Source organism: Lederbergia wuyishanensis, assembly GCF_022900255.1.
Lineage (GTDB): Bacteria > Bacillota > Bacilli > Bacillales > Bacillaceae_C > Lederbergia > Lederbergia wuyishanensis.
This window is the reverse complement of sequence record NZ_JALIRM010000011.1, coordinates 58,105-77,868: the sequence shown is the minus strand read 5'-3', so window position 1 is coordinate 77,868 and position 19,764 is coordinate 58,105. Positions and strand designations below refer to the sequence as shown.

Annotated in this window: 20 protein-coding genes and 1 riboswitch; of the genes, 11 read left to right on the top strand and 9 right to left on the bottom strand. The window is 36.3% G+C overall.

What is annotated here, in order from left to right; all coding sequences use genetic code 11:
* Positions 1-83: 83 nt before the first annotated feature.
* The gene (locus MT489_RS15255) at positions 84-1,343 is read left to right on the top strand and encodes a cation:dicarboxylate symporter family transporter (protein WP_244682421.1); all 1,260 of its coding nucleotides are present in this window, start codon (positions 84-86) and stop codon (positions 1,341-1,343) included.
* 132 nt (positions 1,344-1,475) lie between these two features.
* Here MT489_RS15255 and MT489_RS15250 read toward each other — a convergent pair whose 3' ends face one another.
* A complete protein-coding gene (locus tag MT489_RS15250) occupies positions 1,476-2,345 on the bottom strand; it encodes a LysR family transcriptional regulator (protein ID WP_244682420.1) in 870 nt (289 codons plus the stop codon).
* A gap of 137 nt (positions 2,346-2,482) precedes the next feature.
* Here MT489_RS15250 and MT489_RS15245 point away from each other — a divergent pair, with 137 nt between their 5' ends.
* The 3 genes from MT489_RS15245 (at position 2,483) to MT489_RS15235 (ending at position 5,820) form a co-directional block, all read left to right on the top strand.
* The gene (locus MT489_RS15245) at positions 2,483-3,448 is read left to right on the top strand and encodes a DMT family transporter (protein ID WP_244682419.1); all 966 of its coding nucleotides are present in this window, start codon (positions 2,483-2,485) and stop codon (positions 3,446-3,448) included.
* A 220-nt stretch (positions 3,449-3,668) separates the two neighbouring features.
* Positions 3,669-4,064, top strand: coding sequence for a VOC family protein (locus tag MT489_RS15240; protein WP_244682418.1), 396 nt, complete (start codon positions 3,669-3,671; stop codon positions 4,062-4,064).
* Positions 4,065-4,335: 271 nt separating this feature from the next.
* Positions 4,336-5,820, top strand: coding sequence for an amidase (locus MT489_RS15235; protein ID WP_244682417.1), 1,485 nt, complete (start codon positions 4,336-4,338; stop codon positions 5,818-5,820).
* Between the two features lie 102 nt (positions 5,821-5,922).
* Here the strand turns inward: MT489_RS15235 and serC are convergent, their stop codons facing one another.
* Together serC and MT489_RS15225 are read right to left on the bottom strand one after the other, a co-directional pair.
* Positions 5,923-7,014, bottom strand: a complete 1,092-nt coding sequence (gene serC / locus MT489_RS15230) for a 3-phosphoserine/phosphohydroxythreonine transaminase (RefSeq protein WP_370876404.1) — start codon at positions 7,012-7,014, stop codon at positions 5,923-5,925.
* Between the two features lie 197 nt (positions 7,015-7,211).
* Positions 7,212-8,558: a TrkH family potassium uptake protein gene (locus MT489_RS15225; RefSeq protein WP_280518648.1), complete on the bottom strand. Its 1,347-nt coding sequence runs from the start codon at positions 8,556-8,558 to the stop codon at positions 7,212-7,214.
* 123 nt (positions 8,559-8,681) lie between these two features.
* Between MT489_RS15225 and MT489_RS15220 the strand changes: the two genes are divergently transcribed.
* Positions 8,682-9,359 (top strand): DNA alkylation repair protein, encoded by a 678-nt coding sequence (locus MT489_RS15220; RefSeq protein ID WP_244682415.1) that lies wholly within the window; start codon positions 8,682-8,684, stop codon positions 9,357-9,359.
* Here MT489_RS15220 and MT489_RS15215 read toward each other — a convergent pair.
* Positions 9,356-9,631 carry a DUF2619 domain-containing protein gene (locus MT489_RS15215; RefSeq protein ID WP_244682414.1) on the bottom strand — a complete coding sequence of 92 codons (276 nt, stop codon included), beginning with the start codon at positions 9,629-9,631 and terminating at the stop codon, positions 9,356-9,358. The genes MT489_RS15220 and MT489_RS15215 overlap by 4 nt on opposite strands.
* Before the next feature lie 171 nt (positions 9,632-9,802).
* Between MT489_RS15215 and MT489_RS15210 the strand changes: the two genes are divergently transcribed.
* The gene (locus MT489_RS15210) at positions 9,803-10,420 is read left to right on the top strand and encodes a YitT family protein (protein WP_244682413.1); all 618 of its coding nucleotides are present in this window, start codon (positions 9,803-9,805) and stop codon (positions 10,418-10,420) included.
* 22 nt (positions 10,421-10,442) lie between these two features.
* Here the strand turns inward: MT489_RS15210 and cysC are convergent, their stop codons facing one another.
* The 4 genes from cysC to MT489_RS15190 form a co-directional block, all read right to left on the bottom strand.
* Entirely contained in the window at positions 10,443-11,045 is a 603-nt protein-coding gene (gene cysC, locus MT489_RS15205; protein WP_244682412.1) for an adenylyl-sulfate kinase, read from the bottom strand.
* Between the two features lie 10 nt (positions 11,046-11,055).
* Positions 11,056-12,201 (bottom strand): sulfate adenylyltransferase, encoded by a 1,146-nt coding sequence (gene sat / locus MT489_RS15200; protein ID WP_244682411.1) that lies wholly within the window; start codon positions 12,199-12,201, stop codon positions 11,056-11,058.
* 16 nt (positions 12,202-12,217) lie between these two features.
* Positions 12,218-12,877: a phosphoadenylyl-sulfate reductase gene (locus tag MT489_RS15195; protein WP_307415924.1), complete on the bottom strand. Its 660-nt coding sequence runs from the start codon at positions 12,875-12,877 to the stop codon at positions 12,218-12,220.
* A 66-nt stretch (positions 12,878-12,943) separates the two neighbouring features.
* Positions 12,944-13,714, bottom strand: a complete 771-nt coding sequence (locus tag MT489_RS15190) for a phosphosulfolactate synthase (protein ID WP_244682410.1) — start codon at positions 13,712-13,714, stop codon at positions 12,944-12,946.
* A 160-nt stretch (positions 13,715-13,874) separates the two neighbouring features.
* Between MT489_RS15190 and MT489_RS15185 the strand changes: the two genes are divergently transcribed.
* The 3 genes from MT489_RS15185 (at position 13,875) to MT489_RS15175 (ending at position 16,633) form a co-directional block, all read left to right on the top strand.
* Complete coding sequence (locus MT489_RS15185; RefSeq protein WP_244682409.1) at positions 13,875-15,125, top strand: MFS transporter; 1,251 nt, start codon at positions 13,875-13,877, stop codon at positions 15,123-15,125.
* Positions 15,126-15,139: 14 nt separating this feature from the next.
* Positions 15,140-15,427 carry a hypothetical protein gene (locus tag MT489_RS15180; RefSeq protein WP_244682408.1) on the top strand — a complete coding sequence of 96 codons (288 nt, stop codon included), beginning with the start codon at positions 15,140-15,142 and terminating at the stop codon, positions 15,425-15,427.
* A 444-nt stretch (positions 15,428-15,871) separates the two neighbouring features.
* Positions 15,872-16,633: a sulfite exporter TauE/SafE family protein gene (locus MT489_RS15175; RefSeq protein ID WP_244682407.1), complete on the top strand. Its 762-nt coding sequence runs from the start codon at positions 15,872-15,874 to the stop codon at positions 16,631-16,633.
* A gap of 160 nt (positions 16,634-16,793) precedes the next feature.
* Here MT489_RS15175 and MT489_RS15170 read toward each other — a convergent pair whose 3' ends face one another.
* Positions 16,794-17,408, bottom strand: coding sequence for a protein kinase family protein (locus tag MT489_RS15170; protein WP_244682406.1), 615 nt, complete (start codon positions 17,406-17,408; stop codon positions 16,794-16,796).
* A gap of 550 nt (positions 17,409-17,958) precedes the next feature.
* Positions 17,959-18,062, top strand: a riboswitch (SAM riboswitch).
* Positions 18,063-18,239: 177 nt separating this feature from the next.
* On the opposite strand from MT489_RS15170, the gene MT489_RS15165 reads away from it, so the two are divergent.
* The gene (locus MT489_RS15165) at positions 18,240-18,956 is read left to right on the top strand and encodes a cysteine hydrolase family protein (protein ID WP_244682405.1); all 717 of its coding nucleotides are present in this window, start codon (positions 18,240-18,242) and stop codon (positions 18,954-18,956) included.
* A gap of 40 nt (positions 18,957-18,996) precedes the next feature.
* Positions 18,997-19,623 carry an AmiS/UreI family transporter gene (locus MT489_RS15160; RefSeq protein ID WP_244682404.1) on the top strand — a complete coding sequence of 209 codons (627 nt, stop codon included), beginning with the start codon at positions 18,997-18,999 and terminating at the stop codon, positions 19,621-19,623.
* Positions 19,624-19,764: the final 141 nt, after the last annotated feature.

Genomic DNA, 19,764 nt, shown 5'->3' with positions numbered 1-19,764 from the left:
TCAATAGTTTTCATTCATTTCTACTTGTTTCCCTTACCTGCGCAATTCGTTTATTAAATATCATCATGAAGGTGGGGTAAATAATGAAAAGGTTTAAATTAAGTTTAGCAAATCAAATTTTTATCGGTCTTCTATTGGGTATAATCGTCGGTGGGCTTTTCTATGGAAATGAGACGGCACAGAGTGCCTTACAGCCATTTGGTGATCTTTTTATCCGATTAATTAAAATGATTGTTGTGCCAATTGTACTTTCTAGTATTATCGTTGCTATAGCTGGTGTTGGTGATTTGAAATCTGTTGGTAAGTTAGGTGCTAAATCCCTTACCTATTTTATTGGTATGACATTAGTTGCCATAGCTGTAGGCCTAATTTCAGCTAATATATTTCAGCCTGGTGCTGGATTAAATATGGACAAGCTAGAGCGAAGCGACATCTCAGGCTATGTACACACTTCAGAGGAACAAGAAGGAAAATCAATTGCGGACACCTTACTTCATATTGTTCCAACAAATCCATTTCAAGCTATGGTCGAAGGCGATATGCTTGCAATTATTTTCTTTGCGGTTGTATTTGGTCTTGGAATTGCAGCCATTGGTGAAAAAGGAAAACCGGTTCTGCGTTTCTTTGAAGGTACAGCAAATGCCATGTTTTATGTTACGAACTTATTTATGAAGTACGCTCCTATTGGGGTTTTTGCATTAATCGGTGTAACAATTTCTAAATATGGTTTCAATTCACTTATTCCATTAGGTAAGTTAGCCTTTACAGTATATGGAACCATGATTTTCTTTGTAATAGTGATTTTAGGCTTGATGGCAAAGTTTGTTGGGTTTAGTATTTTTAAATTAATGAAGATGATTAAAGAAGAGTTAATTTTAGCTTTTTCCACATCAAGCTCGGAGACGGTACTTCCGAAAATTATGGACAAAATGGAGAGGGCAGGGAGTCCTAAGCATATTGCTACTTTCGTTATTCCAACAGGTTACTCCTTTAATTTGGATGGTTCTGTTTTATATCAAGCAATAGCTTCCTTATTTATTGCCCAAATGTATGGAATTGAACTAAGCATTATACACCAAATTACACTAATGTTAGTCTTAATGGTAACATCTAAAGGTATGGCAGGAGTACCTGGTGTCTCCTTTGTTGTTTTATTAGCTACATTTAGTACAATTGGTTTACCTCCTGAAGGATTAGCATTTATTGCTGGTATTGACCGTATTCTAGATATGGGACGTACTGCGGTTAACGTGGTAGGAAATTCATTAGCAGCGATCGTTGTTTCTAAGTGGGAAAATCAATTTAACCCTCCATTTGAGGCTGAAAACATTCAAGAAGCTTAATTAAATTCTCTAAATCTATTTGGTAAAATTCTATTTGCGCTAATTTGGAGTAGAAATCACCGATAGTAATAAAGCAGTCAAAACAGACTTTCAACGTTTAAAGTTGGAAGTCTGTTTTGTTATCTCCTTATATTATAAAAAAATATTCTCCTGTTTATTGATTTCTATTGTTTCTATAAATTTTTCGATTGTTGGTGTTAAGTAAGTATCAGATCTTCTTATAAAAACAGTTTTTATCTTACTGTATTGCTCCGGAAGTTTATGGAATTGAATAAGTCCATCCTTTTCCAATCGTATTACTTCTGACTTTGGAACGAATGCAATGCCAAGTCCCATAACAACACTACGTAAGATGGTTTCTAATGTACCGAATTCCATTATTTTTTTAGGGGTAATGTTTTGATCTTTATACCATTCTGCTAGACGTGCTCGGTATCCACAACCTTGGCTAAAACATAAAATAGGTTCTTCTTTTAACTCTTCTAGAGTAGAAAAACGAGTATCAGAGATTAAAACGAGTTCCTCTTGAAATACTTCATGAGAAACGAGGTCGTGATCAAAATCTGATTCTGTAATGAAAGCACCATCCAACTTATGATTTAATACTTCCGCCACCAAGTTTTTAGTAACTCCAGTAAATACAGACAAATCGACATCTGTATATTTTTTTATATAGCTTGACAAAATTTTTGGTAAATGAATGACGCTTTCTATTGTACCGATTTCTAATTTTCCTGACGGTTCCTTATTAATTTGAACTGCTTTTTTCATTTCTTCTTTTAAGAATAAAATTTTTGTACTATAGGTTAATAGTTTTTTCCCCTCTGGTGTTAAGCTCATCCCTCGTCGATGTCGATTAATCAACGGAGTATTCATTTCCGCTTCTAACTTACGAATTCTAGATGTAATATTTGATTGCACGTAATTCAACTCTTCTGCTGCTGCTGTAATGGTACCTCTATCTGCAACCAACTGAAAGATCTCTAAGTCTTTAAATTCCACTATTAATCACCCTCATAATATTCCATTTTAATATGATATCACGAAAAGTGATAGTAAATCATCAATAACATTCATTTTACAAGATATCAAAAAGATTAGATAATGAATCAGTCATCATTCGGGGAGGCAGAAGAAACTTGAGAAACAATGTATTGTGGGGAGCTTTTTTGTGCTTTATTGCTGCAGTTTCATGGGGAGCTATGTTTCCTGTAGCACATGCAGCTTTTAAACATATTGATCCTTTTTATTTTACAATCATTCGTTATGGTGTTGTTACAATCATTTTGGTAGTGATGCTTTTCTGGAAAGAAGGAAAACAAGCATTTCGATTTGACGGTAAAGGTCTGCAATTATGGTTCTTTGGGACAATGGCATTTACGGTTTATAATCTATTCATCTTCTGGGGAGAAGACTTACTAGGAGAATCAGGAGTAATCGTTGCATCAATTATGGAGTCCTTAATGCCGATGATATCCATCGTGATATTATGGATGATTTTTAATAAACGTCCACAATCATTCACATTAATATGTGTAATCGTGTCATTGGTCGGTGCGTTATTAGTCATTACAAAAGGTGATATTAAAGCATTTCTGGGTGCGACGGAAGATATTATTCCTACCATTTTCATATTTATTGCAGTTATAGGATGGGTTATTTACACAATGGGTGGGAGTAGGTTTAGCAGTTGGTCCGTTTTGCGGTATTCAACGTTAAGTTGTTTGCTTGGAACGATAACGGCGGTTGTGATAGTAGGAGGAGCGACGCTGTTTGGATATATATCATTTCCAACAGAAGAGGTTATCATAGCAACAAGTCCACATTTACTATTTATGATTATATTTCCGGGCCTCATTGCATTGCTCGGATGGAATATCGGTGTAAGTATTTTATCACCTATAAATGCACTTTTATTCATTAACTTTGTTCCGGTTACTACACTATTAATTTCGATTTATCAAGGCTATGATGTAACGATGTATGATATTCTTGGTACTATCTTGATTGTTATTGCTCTATTGGCTAATAATATTCTTGTAAGGTTGCAAAAGAAAGAATACAAGGAGCATATTCAAACGAATTTGCGTGAACGGGTATCCTAACTAACCATACGTCTTGTTCTTACAATTAGATTTTGTAGGAGGAAGACGTTTTTTTATTAAACACTTTTTTTCCTCCATTCCTATAGTGCACAACGGTTTTAGGCAATATTGCTCTATTGAATAACATTGATATATTGAAATAAGAGAAGGAAACCATAAGCAAAGGTAGAATATAAAATACTAGTAAGAAAATATTTTCAGGAACATTATGGAGGGAATCATGGGAAGATTAATTCATTTTGAAATTCATGTAGATGATATGGAGCGCGCAAAAAAGTTTTATGGAGAGGCATTTGGATGGTCATTTGAAGATTGGAGCGATTATGCAGGAATGCCTTATTTTGGGGCAGTCACTGGCGATGCAAATGAGCTTGGAATTAACGGGGCGTTAATGCAACGTCAAAGTGCACCTCCAGCATCGGGCCAGGCTATGAATGGATATACTTGTACAATCGGAGTAGAAGATTACGATTCTACCGAAGCGAAAATTCTTAATAACGGAGGTAAGGTCGCCAAGCCAAAACATGCTCTGCCTGGAATGGCATGGCAGGGTTACTATATTGATTCGGAAGGAAATATATTCGGAATTCATCAACCGGATGAGAACGCCAAATAGAATCTTTCAATATTTACAGAGGGAGTGTTAATATAGTGGATTCTAATAATATATAGATCATACTCTGATGTAAAAAAATAAATCTCCAGAACCTTTCACTGATTTAAGCTTTAAACTTCTATTGTGTGAAAGGCTTTTTTATTATTATGGAAAAATGTTAGTAAAAACTTTTATATAGTTCACAAATATAGATTAATACAAATAGATTATGAGATGTTAAAGGCAACAAGCTAAAAATTGATTACTTTCTCTGAATAGAGGTGATGAAACAATGTTCGATTACAAGCAATATGATGGATTAGGCTTAGCAGAATTAATTCAAAAAAGAGAAGTAAAGCCTGAAGAAGTACAAGAGATGGCAATACAAGAGATTGAGCAAAAAAATGGGAAGCTAAATGCGGTTATTCATAGAATATATGATCAGCCCAAGGAAGAGGATCTCGTTCAGTCCAAAGGAATATTTGCTGGTGTTCCGGTATTAACGAAAGATATTTCGCAGGAAATAAAAGGGCAGCCAAATTCAAGTGGTTCAAAGGTATTATCCAATTTTATTGCAGATCAAGATAGTGAGTTCGTTCGTCAATTAAGGGATACTGGAGTTGTCATCTTAGGTCAAACGAATGTACCTGAATTTGCGCTAATGGGAATAACAGAACCGGTCTTTTATGGTGCCTCCAGAAATCCTTGGAATACAGATTATACACCAGGAGGATCAAGTGGAGGCTCAGCAGCGGCGGTCGCATCGGGGATGGTTCCCATTGCAGGTGCAAATGATGGGGGTGGCTCGATTCGGATTCCGGCCGCTTTTTGTGGTTTATTTGGGTTAAAACCAACTCGCGGACGCACACCGATTGGTCCTACTAGAGGGCGGGTATGGCAAGGCGCCTCAGTCGATCATATATTAAGTAGAACAGTTAGGGACAGTGCCGCGATGCTTGACCAGTATCGTTATGATCGGACCTCTGCTTTTATTGCTCCGCCTTATAATGGATCTTATCTGGAAGCATCGCAGACTCCTATTTCACGTCCATTAAAAATTGCGTTTACAACAAATTCACCATTAGGATCCACAGTTGATGATGAATGTAAGGAAGCTGTTAATAAAACAGTAAAGCTTCTTGAAAGTATGGGACATCATGTCATTGAACAAGAAGCTTCAGTAGATGGTAAGAGATTAGCTAGTAATTATATGATGTTATATTTTGCAGAAGTTGCAGCAACGTTGACTGCGCTTGAAGATGTGATTGGACGAAAAGTAAGATTTCAGGATGTAGAACCGACAACTTGGATTCTTAGTCTACTAGGTAAAGCTGTGTCTGCAGAAGAATTTTTAACAAGCTTAACATTCTGGGATCAGGCGGCAATCCAAATGGAAAACTTTCACGACGACTATGACCTCTACATTACACCTACTACAGCTTATCCTCCATCAAGGATTGGTGAGCTGGATCAAACCCAATTTGAAAAAATACTAATTCGAACAATTGGAGGCCTAGGTTTAGGAGGAGTTTTGAAAAAGTCAGGTTTTGTTGACAAGATAGCATACAAAAGTCTCGAGCGTACTCCTTTTACACAGCTTGCTAATCTAACGGGTCAACCAGCTATGACTCTTCCTATGCATCTAACAAAAGACGGTCTTCCTTGTGGTGTTCAAGTGATGGCAAGGCGTGGCTGTGAAGACCTTCTGTTACAATTAGCGGGCCAACTCGAAATTACTGATTCCTGGATTAATGTAAAAGAAAATCCAAACTATTAATCTTATACTAGTCACAAGAATTTAGTAAGGTTGATGGAAATCGGATACTAAAATAAAAAACGGAAGCTACTCAATTAATATTAAGCAGCTTCCGTTTTCCTTTTAATTATTGTTCTGAAATTGAATCATAAATTCTCTTAACGCCATACAAGCTTCTACAGGAACGGCGTTATATGTAGAAGCTCGGCAGCCCCCTACTGTACGATAACCGTTTATCCCAACAAATCCAGCTTGTTTAGCTTCTTCTAAAAATTTCTTCTCTAATTCTTGATCTGCAAGTCTGAACGTAATATTCATTAGGGAACGGCTTTCTGGTTCAGCGTGCCCTACATAAAATCCATTACTTTCGTCAATCGCGTCATATATGAGTTTTGCTTTTTCTTCATTTTGTTTTGCTAAAGCTTGTAACCCGCCTTTTTCCTCAATCCAACCAAGTACTTCTCCAAGCATATAAATGCCGAAAGTAGGAGGGGTATTAAATAACGAATTATTTTTATAATGTGTGCTATATTTTAACATTGTCGGTACATTTGGATTTGCTTTTTCAATCATATCTTTACGAATAATGACAACTGTTACCCCAGATGGACCAAGGTTTTTTTGCGCACCAGCATAGATCATCGCAAATTTGCTAATATCAACCGTTTTTGACATGATGTCACTAGACATATCAGCGATTAATGGTACGTCACCTGTCTCAGGGAAATCTTTCCATTGAGTGCCATAAATCGTGTTATTTGACGTGATATGAATATATGCATCATCTTGATTATAACTTAGGTTATTAGGGATAAAACAATGGTTACTCTCTTTACTGCTGGCTGCTTCGTAAGGTTCGCCGAATAGCTTAGCCTCAGCAAATGCTTTTTCAGCCCATACTCCTGTATTCACATAAGCAGCTTTTTGACCTTGTTGTAAAAAGTTCATTGGAATCATTGAAAATTGAAGACTTGCTCCACCTTGTAAGAAGAGCACTTCGTAATTTTCAGGAATGGAAAATAGAGTTTTTAAGCGAGTAATGGCTTTGTTATGTACTTCTTCATATGTAGAGCTTCTATGGCTTAATTCCATGACGGACATTCCAGTACCACGGAAATTAAGTAATTCCTGTTGAGCTTTTTCAAGAACTGCTGAAGGAAGAGCTGAAGGACCAGCGTTAAAATTGTACACAGGTTGAATTGTTTGCTTCAAAATACTCACTCCAATGTTATTATTTTAATTCTTTATATGTGCTTTAGATTCAATCGGACAAAAGGCTTTGTCTTTGTCTCGATTCGTTTTCAACCGAGGCAGAAACACCAGGAACACCAGAAACACCAGATATCTGTCTCGGTTCAAACTCAAAAGCGATTTAGATGATTACTTAAATATCATCTTGCAATTAATAAATTCTAACCAATAATAACTCTTTCTTCTGGAAATCGGTATTTTTCATTCTTTTTCTTACCGCCTATTATAAAAAAGAAAGAGGTTAGACCGATTCTTCCGACGAACATTAGGAACATAAGTATACATTTCGCAAATATGCTTAGATCTGGTGTAATTCCTAATGATATTCCAACTGTACCAAATGCAGAGCAAACCTCAACGATAATCTCAATAAGTTGATGTTGCGGGTCAGAAATACTGATGGCGACAATCGAAATAAAGCACATAATTAGAGCCAATGATGTAAACGCAATTGATTTCATCATATCCTCTTGATGAATCTCTCGTCTGAAAACTTTGATATAACGATTTCCTCTCGCAAAGTTATAAAGAAATAACATATTTAATGCGAAAGTTGTCGTTCTGATTCCACCACCAACGGAATTTGGTGATCCGCCAATAAACATGAAAAGGCTCATAACCAGTAGGGAAGGTATTGAAAAATCGTTCATATCCATTGTTGTAAGACCGGCACTTCTAGCTGTAGTTGCTTGGAATAAAGCAAAGAAAAATCCTTTATGCCACGTCAGATCCTTGAAAAAGTGTTGAAATTCCATTAGATAAATCATAATAGTTCCAATCACAAGAAGGATTCCATATGTGGAAGTAGTTAATTTTGCAAATAAAGAAAAGTTCTTTTTTCGTCCTAATGCAAATTCTTTTACTTCGATTAATACAGGAAATCCAATTGCACCCAAAACAATAAGAACCATTGTTACTACTTGCACAAAATAATCACCAGCAAAAGGCACTAGAGATTCCCCTGTAATATCCATTCCTGCATTTGTTGTGGCACTGACAGATGCAAATAGACCCTGGAGAAATGCTTCCTGCCATGTAGGGAAATATTTTAGAAAGTGAATACCAAATACAAGTGCACCTGTAATTTCGACTAGAATAATAATTTGTAGGATTTCTCTAATCAATTTTACGAGACCAGATAAGGCGTATTGATTATTATCAACCATGATTAACCTACGATCTCGTAAACCAATTTTTCTCCTAAAAACCATCCAGAAAAATGTACTGATTGCCATAATGCCGATACCAGCAAATTGCAAAATAATAATGATGACAAAATACCCGAAAACACTAAATGTTTCAGCAATATTAAATACAGCCATTCCTGTATCACTAACTACACTGACTGCCATAAAGATGATATCCATCAAACTGATGTTGACTCCTGGCCTGTAGACCGCAGGGATGCTGAATAGTAGAATGGATATTAATACTGCTAGTAAATAATATCCAGCAATAACATGGGCAGGTGCGAGATTTTCTAACCAGCTGCGAACTTTCCCCCACATGTATGACAGATCCCTTCAATTTTTAATATACCTTATCATAATGAATTATGGGTGTAATTTAAAGTATTATTTTATACAATTTAAAATAATTATCCGTTAAATATCATAGGGAGTGGAATTACTTTGGAAAATTTTATTGCTAATTTGAGTGAAATATATGAGGTAAATCGTAATCAGGAAAATGCGACTGCGATGGAGCAATATATGAAAAACTTATTCCCTTTTCTAGGAATACGATCACCCGAAAGGAAGGCTATCTCTGCAGACTGGTTGAAAAGTGTTGGTGTGGTTCCAAACGAAGCATTATCACCATTTATCAAAGAATTATGGGGAAAACCTGAGAGAGAATATCAATATATAGCATTAGATTATCTTGTGAAAAAGAAAAAATACCTGTTGGAAACAGATATTGAATTAATGGAATATTTAATTGTTACAAAGTCATGGTGGGATACAGTTGATTTGATCGCTAGTCATTTGGTGGGAGAATTATTTTCAAAGCATCCTCATTTAATCAAGACGTATGGAGAAAAATGGATCGCATCAGACAATATGTGGTTACAGCGCACAATGATATTATTTCAACTAAAATATAAAAACAAAACAGATGAACAGTTACTGTATTCCTATATAAGCAGAACTTCCCACATTGATGAATTTTTTATTCAAAAAGCGATTGGTTGGTCATTAAGAGAGTATTCCAAAACAAATCCAGAAGCTGTTGCTCAATTTATCGAGACTCACGAATTATCAAATTTAGCAAGAAGAGAAGGGTCAAAATATGTACGTGTAAAAAGTTAACCACTCTTAACACCATAAATAATAAAAGCAACACCAAGAAAAATCCAAACAAACTTTCCGAACGCTATTTTATCGGCAATACCAATCAAACCAATGGTGGTCGTAATAATAAGAATAGTTGGTCCGATTAATGCAAGAGAGCTGTTGATGACTAATGCTTTTTCTACATCGTTAAACTTAATCATTAAAAATGCGGCGAATACTTCTATACTCCCTGATAATATACGTAATAGTGCCATCCCAATGACAGCTTTTTCTAATAAAGTAATCATTCGTATCCTCCCGTGACTATACTCGTTCCATTATATGAATGACTTGTCCATATAATCACAGAAAATTAACGGTGTTCAATGTAATAAGTTTTTTAACCTTAAAAAATGTTCTACATAATCATTAATTCTCCTCATAAAATGGACAAGAGAGGTTGTCCGTGAGGTGAAACGATGAAAAAGTTAATAGTTTCTTATATCTTGCTATTATTTGGTGCATTCTTGCAGGGGATGTCTATGTCCTTTTTTTTATTTCCGCATTCGATTCCCTCTGGTGGAGCAGCGGGTTTGGCACTACTCATGAATCACTGGTTTGAATTTCCCCTTGGATTATCGTTATGGCTGGCAAACGCTGTTTTTTTATTGTTTGCCTATCAATATTTTGGTTCCTCGTGGACTTTTCGAACAATTATTGCTGTGGCAACAACCTCGACGACGGTCAGTATTTTAGCGTCCCACGTACCGTTTCCACATGTACATATTATTTTAGATATCCTAGCTGGTAGCTTATTTTTTGGAGTTGGCGTTGGAATTTTAATAAGAGTTGGCTCTTCAAGTGGAGGGATGGTGATTCCAGCCCTGATGATTGCATCATATAAAAAATGGAGTCCCGGCAAGGTGATGATGGTAATTAATCTATTGATTTTCTTATTAACTTCTCTAGTCATCGATTATAAAATCGTCGTCTTTGCAGTTATTTGCCAGTTTCTCTCGACTCATATTATTGACTATATTTATGAACTCAGAATACAAAGGCTAGCCCTTTTAACCCCTTATTGGAGAAAAAAATGAGAAGATCCGAAAAGGAATCTTCTCAAAATATGATTTTGTGTTCTTTCAAATACGCTAAAATGATATTTACTGATTCTTCAATGGTCATTTTATCCGCTTCAATGACGATTTCAGGATCGTACGGAACCTCATAAGGCGAACTAATGCCTGTAAAATTCGAGATTTCTCCCATTCTAGCTTTTTTATATAAACCTTTTGGGTCTCGTTCTTCACACACATATAGTGGGCAATCCATAAAAATTTCAATATATTCCCCTTGGTCAAACATGTTTCGAACAAGCTGCCTATCTTCCTCAAAAGGAGAAATAAAAGCGGAAGAAACGATTTGGCCACTATCCACAAACAGTTTTGCCACTTCACCAATTCTACGGACATTTTCTTTTCGATCCTCTGCTTTAAAGCTTAAATCGCTGTTTAATCCGTGACGAATATTATCCCCGTCTAACACATAGCTGTTAAGTCCTTGATGAAATAATTCGATGTCTAAGGCATTTGCTAACGATGATTTTCCTGAGCCGGATAAACCAGTAAACCAGAGAACACAGCTTTTATGACCGTTTCTAAACCGCCGATCGTTTTTTGTTACTAATGTATCGTGCCATACAATATGACTACTTTTTCCCATGTCATCACCTTCAATGCAAGATATAGGCTTCATTTAGTCCTTCAATAAGAGTTTTAACTACCTCTGGACGACTAAATTCTTTTGGAGGGTGTTCCCCTTTTTTTAGCATTTCCCTTACTTTTGTGCCAGATAAAATTACGTGATGTTCTGATTCATGTGGGCATGTTTTCTTTGACGCCATGTTTTCGCATTGTTTACAGTAAAAGCTATGTTCGAAAAATAATGGTTCGATACCCAATTCATCTTCGTCAAAATTACTAAATATTTTTTGTGAGTCATATGTGCCGTAATAGTTTCCTACTCCTGCATGATCTCTTCCAACGATAAAATGAGTGCAGCCAAAGTTTTTTCTTACAATAGCATGGAAAATAGCTTCTCTTGGTCCCGCATAACGCATGGCAGCTGGGAATACAGATAAAAAAACACGATGTTTTGGGTAATAATTTTCTAGTAGTATTTGATAGCTTTTCATTCGGATTTCGCTAGGGATATCGTCTGATTTTGTTTCACCTACAAGTGGATTTAAGAAAAGTCCGTCGACGATTTCTAAAGCTGACTTTTGAATATACTCATGTGCGCGATGGACAGGATTTCTCGTTTGGAAGCCGACAATCGTTTTCCAGCCTAATTCTTTAAATTTTTCTCTCGTTTTAATAGGGTCTACATAATAGGTAGGAAACATTATTTTTTCAGGTTTTCTTAAAAGTGTGATTGGTCCAGAGAGATAAAAGTCGGGTCTTTCGAACAGTTTTTTTACTCCAGGGTGATTTAGATCAGTCGTTTGATATACCCATTCTGCTTCTATATATTTATCAGGTTTAAACTTTTCCTTTATTATCATTGTTCCATAAACTATATCGTTTTGGACAAGATTGATTGTATCGCCTTCTTTGATTTCCGCCATCTTCCATTCATCGACTGCTAATGTAATGGGGATGGACCATGGAATTCCGTTCTCTAGTCTCATATTATGGACAACGGAATAATAGTCAGCTTTTCCCATAAATCCTTCGAGCGGGCTATAGGCACCATTTGCAATTAACTCCAGATCACTTAGTTCCATACTATCGAGTTCTACATGGTTAAGTGATAAATCTATATTTGAAGAGAGATTTGTTCGATTAATCAATTTTCCCCCGTGTGGCTTAATGCTCAATCGTTTTACCTCCTTTTTAAGTCAGATGAAGTCCGCATTCTCGTTTTGTCGTACCTGCCCATCGCCCTGAACGCAAATCGTTATGATCTAACGTAGCTGATGTACATGGCCAGCAGCCAATGCTTGGATAACCTTTGTCATGTAGAGGATTGTATGGAAGATTATTTAATTCGATATACATTAAAATATCATCCCAAGTCCAATGAATAAGCGGACAGATTTTTATTTTCGAAAACTTATTATCTTTATTTATAAATTGGGTGTTGCTTCTTGTAGGGGATTGATCCCGTCTCAAACCAGAAATCCAAGCCTTGACATCTTTTAAAGCTTCTTGCAAGGGTAGCACTTTTCTAATATTGCAACACTGATTAGGGTGATGTGCCCATAATTCCTCACCAAACATCGCTGCTTGATCTTCTACAGTAATTTTGGGTTTAACCATTTCGATATTTAGAGAGGGATAACGGTTTTTCACTCTTTCAATCAATTCATAAGTTTCGGGAAAATGAAGTCCCGTATCAAGAAAGATGATCTTGGCACGAGGATTTACTTTGCTTATTAAATCAATCAATACGATACCTTCAGCACCAAAGCTGCAAGCATAAACAATCTCATCCTTATATTCCCGGAAAGCCCACCTTAAGATATCCATATAATCTGGGTTTTCGCGTAAAATATAATCTGTTTTTTCGTCATTCCAATTTTCAAAGCTTATGACGCTAGACAAGATTTTTCACCCCTCTCATATTGGCAAAATGGATTCTTGCTCCCCGATATAAAATGTCTCGCATCTTAAACCACGACGTTGTGTCTCTAACACTAAAACATCATTTAGCTTCACGTTACCTAAATTAACATTTGAGCCAATTTCATTAATGAAAAACATTTGCTGTTTTGGTGTAGGAGCTTCAAAAATGATTTTTTTGTAGTCGAGATCTTCTAGCAGATATGAGATTAAGTTTGTTTTAATATTTCCATTTTGATCGTAAATCCCAGCAGTTCCAGAATCTCTGCCTTCCGTGATTACGTAATTACAACCAGCATCTAGTAACAGTTTAATTTCATTTTTCCATTCGGATACACTCATTTGATTATGGATGTCTTTTGATCCGACTTCTGCAATAACATGAAAATCCTTCACGAGTAGTGAAATGAGATTTAAGCGTTCCTGTAATGGAATATTTATAGTCCCTGTAGAAACTTCAATCCAATCAATTCCAAGCCCCTTTAAATAATTGGAGTATTCGGAAACTTTGTTTTGGAAATATGACTTTTCAAATAGTGTTCCGCCGCAATATGGAGTGATATTAAATTCCTTATACAAGTCAATCTTATCCTTTAAGTTAGGTGTGATGTAAGCTGAACCCATACCTAATTTAGCAACATCTATAAAGTGACCATAGTCCTTTAACATATTTTTTAATTCTCCATAAGAGATGCCGGTATCAATGATCGACGTCAAACCATATGCTCTTGGTTTTGCTGTTCTTATAGGTAATTGCAAAAAATCCATAGGAAAAATGCCTCCTCTATTTTTCTAGGTTAGCCTATTCGAATATTGGGCGAATGTGTAAAGAATGGGCTTTTACCACGGAAAATAGGCTTTTGCCCTGTATAAAAAAGCAAGTCCATTCAAACAATAAAAAGACATTTGCAGCAGGGGAGGGACAGCTTTGCCAAAGAAAAAATCAAAAGGCGGGACGATTCTTGCGATAAGTTCCATTCCGCTCATCCTTGTTCTTGGAAATTCTATGCTTATTCCAATTTTGCCGAAAATGAAATCGGAATTAGATGTCTCACAGTTTAAAATTAGCTTAATTATTACCGTATTTTCGATTGCTGCTGCAGCAACTATTCCTGTATTAGGATATTTATCCGACCGCTTCTCAAGAAAAGCAATCATTATTCCTGCTCTTATTTTGTATGGTAGTGGAGGGATTTTGGCTGGAGCTGCAGCTGCTTGGTTTTCGAACGCCTATACATGGATTCTGGCCGGAAGAATTTTGCAAGGAATCGGAGCAGCCGGGACCGCTCCAATTGCCATGGCTTTGACGGGGGATTTGTTCAAAGGGGGAGAACAAAGCAAAGTATTAGGATTAGTAGAAGCATCAAACGGAGTTGGAAAAGTGATTAGCCCGATTATCGGTTCTTTGTTGGCATTAATCATTTGGTACGCCGCCTTTTTTGCCTTCCCTATCTTTTGTCTTATTTCAATATTGTTAACGATATTTTTCGTTAGAGAAAAGAAAAAGGATAAGGAACCTCCGCCGTTAGGAAGTTATGTAAAAGGTCTTGTTTCTGTTTTTAAAACGGAAGGTCGCTGGTTATTGGTAGCGTATTTGACTGGTGCCACATGTTTGTTTGCCTTATTCGGTATCCTATTTTATATTTCCGATATTTTAGAGAAGGATCACCAGATCGATGGAATACTAAAAGGCGCCATTTTAGCTATCCCATTATTGTTCATGACGACAACATCTTATATAACGGGAGCTAAGATCGGAAAAAATATGAGGTTAATGAAAAGCTTAATTGTTTTAGGTTTATTGCTCATGACCGCATCATTTTCAACACTTGTTTTCTTTAAAAATTTAATTCCATTTTTTTCAGTTCTCGTCGTAAGCAGTATAGGAACAGGCCTTGTTCTTCCGTGTATCAATAGCTTTATCACTGGATCGGTACCTTCTGATAGACGTGGATTTGTTACATCTCTATACGGATCGGTCCGGTTTTTAGGCGTCGCCGTCGGCCCTCCCGTTTACACAGCATTAATGGAATGGTCGCGTTCCGGAATGTTTTTATCTACCGCAGGCTTGACGCTGTTTGTAGGATTTCTATGTCTTGTCCTCATTCGTGTAGGGAAAAAAGAACCAAAACAAGAAAACGAAAACGATACCCTATTTGAAAAATTAGAATTTACGTAAAGGAGAGCCATTGCATGGAAATTTATTTTTCGCCTGAAGTTATAACACCTCACTATCAAATATTGAATGTTGTCGATTCAAAAAACAAAGCCGTTGGAAACTTAGCAATCTTATTTAACGATAAAAAATTATATGTATACGGGATATTGGAAGAAGAGGGCGTAGGAGCTGACTTTAAAGATTTGGTCACACCCTACATAAAAGGCTTGGCAAAATCGAATCCAGAAACGGATATTCTTTGCTGCCTGTATGTAGGATGTAAGAAAATTGAATTGAAAGAGGATGAAGAAGAGAAGAAATAAGGTTTTGTAAAGATATGCCATTAATTTTCTGGTTTCGTCGTGAATACCACCTTAATTCACGACGAAACTCAATGAATTTTTTTTTCATCGATAATACCACCATAATTCACGATGAAGCACATTGATTTTCTAGTTTCATCGATAATGCCAGCTTAATTCACGACGAAGCACAGTGATTTTTTAATTTCATCGATAATACCACCCTAATTCACGATTAAGCATATTGATTTTCTAGTTTCGTCGTGAATACCACCTTAATTCAAGACGAAACTCAATGATTTTTTAATTTCCTCGAGAATCCTACCCAATGCGATTCAAGATACTAATAAAATAACAAAAGAATAAATTCTAATCTTCAGCCTATCCTTTTTTCATTCTTGGGTCACCAAGTAATGATGGTTTTCATAAATTGGGATAAAAGTCTAGTTATTTGAGGTGTGCCGAATGAGCGTTGGCATCATTGCAATGGGGCTATTTGTTGGTTTTTTGGTTGGATTGACGGGAGTAGGAGGAGCCGCACTTCTAACTCCGATATTGGTTTTATTAGGAATCAGTCCTTCCATAGCAGTAGGAACAGATCTTGCTTATAACTCTATTACGAAATTATTTGGCTCTTTCCAACATTGGCGACAAAAAACCATTGATTTTCAGTTAGTAAAGTATCTTGCAATCGGAAGCGTCCCGAGCGCGATTTGCGCAGTAGGTGTACTTCATCTATATGATTCCTTTTTTCATAATCAGGAAGAATTGATTAAACATGCTTTAGGGTATGCGCTAATTCTGGTTGCATTAACAACTCTATTTAAAACGTTTTATAAGAAAAAATATGAATCCAAGCTACAGCAGAAGTCCTTGAAAGAAAAGAAAACTTTGACGATTATTATTGGAATAGTGCTAGGTTTTATTGTTGGCTTAACCTCAATTGGTTCTGGTTCTATGTTTGCTTTAGCAATGCTCTATTTCTATAGAATGAAACCTTCAGAATTAGTAGGAACCGACATTGCCCATGCATTCCTATTAGTGACAGCGGCGGGCTTAATGCACGCTGGAATAGGAAATGTTGATTATTTGTTAATGATTAATCTTTTAGCAGGATCCATACCTGGTGTAATATTAGGCAGTACATTTTCATCAAAACTTCCAGCTAAACCATTAAGAGCCATTATTGCAGTGATGATTTTAATTAGTGGGTATAAGCTTATTTAAATTATAGAGGATTAGGAATGCTTTAATAATGCCAATTTTGGGTGCAATACATGGTTATGATGCAAAGAAAGTTTTAGTAGAAACTAAATGTAAGAAGAAAGAGCCAATCATCAGTTATGGTAACTAGTGAATGGCTTTTTGATTGTAGCAAATTCAAGTTTTAGTTCACTTGAATTGCGCTCTTTCTATTAAACCTCTTATATAGAACTGCAATTCCATTCAAAATAAAAGCAGGAATCTTTTTAGGGAAAAAACTTTTTGTATATAGGTGATAAAAAGCGTTTTTTAAATCGATCCATTGTTTGTCTGTCTCAACTTGTTTGAATCGAGCAACGTCAATCATTTTTATCTTTCCGTTATGAATGATAATGTTCCGTAAATGGATATCCGAGGGGTTTAAGCCTTCTTTACGAGCAAGCTGAATGGCCATGTCGACTTCTTTGATATTGTTTTCTGAAATCGGAATTCCACGAGTAAGACACTCGAATAACGTGTAGCCTTCAATGTAATCAATGACGAGATAGCCTATTCCCGATTCATAAAATTTGGGAAAATAATTGATATGTTGAATACTCTTGTAAACATCTGCTTCGACATTTGCCAAATATTGATGACTTGGAAAGAATATTTTCAATGCTTGGTTTGTATTGTTAATTTTAAAAACATAGGCACTTCGTCCCGCGCCAATTAAAGTTAAAGAAGCATCGTAATGAATGAGTTTATGATTTTTTGGATTGATGACTACACTATTTGCTAAGCCACTATACTTATTCATGATTTCCACTCCTTTTAAGAACAAATGCGCAAGCGCCTGCTCAGCGACGTACCAACTTTTTAGGTTTCTGACGAGATAAAGGAAACACGGTTAGCCTTGGCGAGCCGATGTTGACTTAGCGTAGGAAGAAACCGAAAGTTTGCTAGTCGCTAGGCGCTAGGCGCTAGTCGCTGAAGCTGGACGGGAACAACCTTCTTAAAAGTTAGCCACATTGTTCCAATCTATAATTTCCTATGAAACAAAAAAAACACTATAACCATATTCGGCTATAGTGTCTAATAGAATATAAAAGACCTTACCGAAAAATGGTAAGGTCTCGCTAACAACGTTAGTTGCCAATAAAGCCGAGGAAAAAATCCTGTAATGACGACTTTAATTGTACAGCTACTCCCCTTAAAAAAATCGAATTCACTTTGTATTAATTATATATCCCAAAAATAAGTGGGTCAAATAGTAAAAATTTCGTAAGTAATACTTTAGAATCATTTCCAAAAACTAGGTTGACAATACATTTCCCAACCTGTAAGATTCTAGATAATTTCATATGTAATTCTTATGTAGAGAGGTTGAGGGACTGGCCCAATGACACCTCGGCAACAGGCTTTTTAAAGTACTGTGCCAATTCCAGCAAGCGAAATGCTTGAAAGATAAGAAGAGACTAACGGACGGACTAAAAACCTCTTCTTTATCGAAGTGGTTTATTTTTTTGTTTTAAACATAGTAAGTGTATTTGTTTACTCGGGTTTAATGTGTCTCTTAAAAAGGGAGGAGATCCGAAAAAAGTTAACATTTTTGAAGTGAGTATTTAACTAATAACTAGGAGGAATAAGAATGCCTATAATTGAAAGCATTGAAAAGAAAATTGGTGGAATTCACGCTATCCCTGAACTTGCACCACAATGGAAAAAACTTGATTTAACAGAGATTTTGACACGAAGAGCGGCATTTGTATCCGTTAGTCAAAATAAATCCTTATACGAACCTTGGGGAGCACAAAGTCATGAAAATCATCGGGAAAGAGGTAATTTGCCTGCAACAATCAAAGTAGTAGAAGCCGCCAGGAACGCAGCCAACTTTGTCTCATTCAATTGGATTGGCTACAGCGTCTTTCGTGAAGATTATCCGAAATCTATTTTTGACAAAGTTCAATATGAAACATGGGTAGAAAAATTAAATTTTACGGAAGAACAAAAGGCAAAAGATAACGAGTTGGTTGACGAACTTCAAGCTTTAGTAAGACCTGGAGATCTGCAGTTTAATGAGCTTGCGCTTCAGACAGCATTTGTTGGAACGCCATTACCTTTAGAATTGGCTCGCAAGCAAGTTGAAGTGATTGTGTTTACAGGTATTCACCTTGATTGGTGCATAGAAGGAAACGCTCGTTCAGCAAGGGATCACGGCTACCTTCCAATCATTATTGGTGATGCAACAGGCTGTGCAAAACCTGAACAAGAAGCGGCTGCGATGGAAAGAATCAACAATTATTTTGCTCCTGTAATATCTGCAGACACTTTCGTAAAATTATTGAATCAAAAAGCTGGAAGCTGATCTTGATGTTGTTAATCATGCAGAGGGTGGAGGAGAAGAAATGCAAAATGTAGGCTTAATGTATTGTGGTGCAGTTCTTTTCATTAATGCGTTAATGTTATTAGGAAAGGTCGATAGCAAAAGTGCAGGGGTATTTAATCTTTTCCTAGGTGCCATTCAAATGATTACTCCATTTTATGTCATTTTTACTGCTGGTTCCGATCCGTGGGTAATATTTAATGCATCAGGCGTTTTCTTATTTAGCCTAACGTATCTCTATGTGGGGATTACGAACTTAAAAGAATGGGATAGTGGAGGTGTGGGCTGGTTTTCACTCTGGGTTGCGATAATGGCGGTGGGCTATGGGATTATGAGTTTTGTCCATTACCATGATCCAAAGTTTGGCATTATCTGGTTCATGTGGGCATTCCTTTGGACTCTATTCTTCCTATTACTTGCCTTGAAAAAGGATATCGCTATTTTCACAGGATGGGTAACATTGATTCAAGCACTTATTACAGCTACAATTCCAGGGTTCTTAATGCTTATCAATTTATGGGATTCAGTTGGGGTCGAAATAATGTGGGGAGTTGCACTTCTTTTTGTGATTGTTGTGGGAACACTATTTTATAAAATAAGAACTTCAAACAATAATTCAGTCGTACAGATGACAAAGTATTCCGTATAGAATCATAATACTCCTTAACTCGATTTGAGTTAAGGAGTGTTTTTGTTTAATACTGCGAAAAAATTCTCATTGCGATGTTATTTGTGACAACAGCATCCTCTTAACTTTGATTCTTGGGAATTTCTCTAAGATGAATGTTTA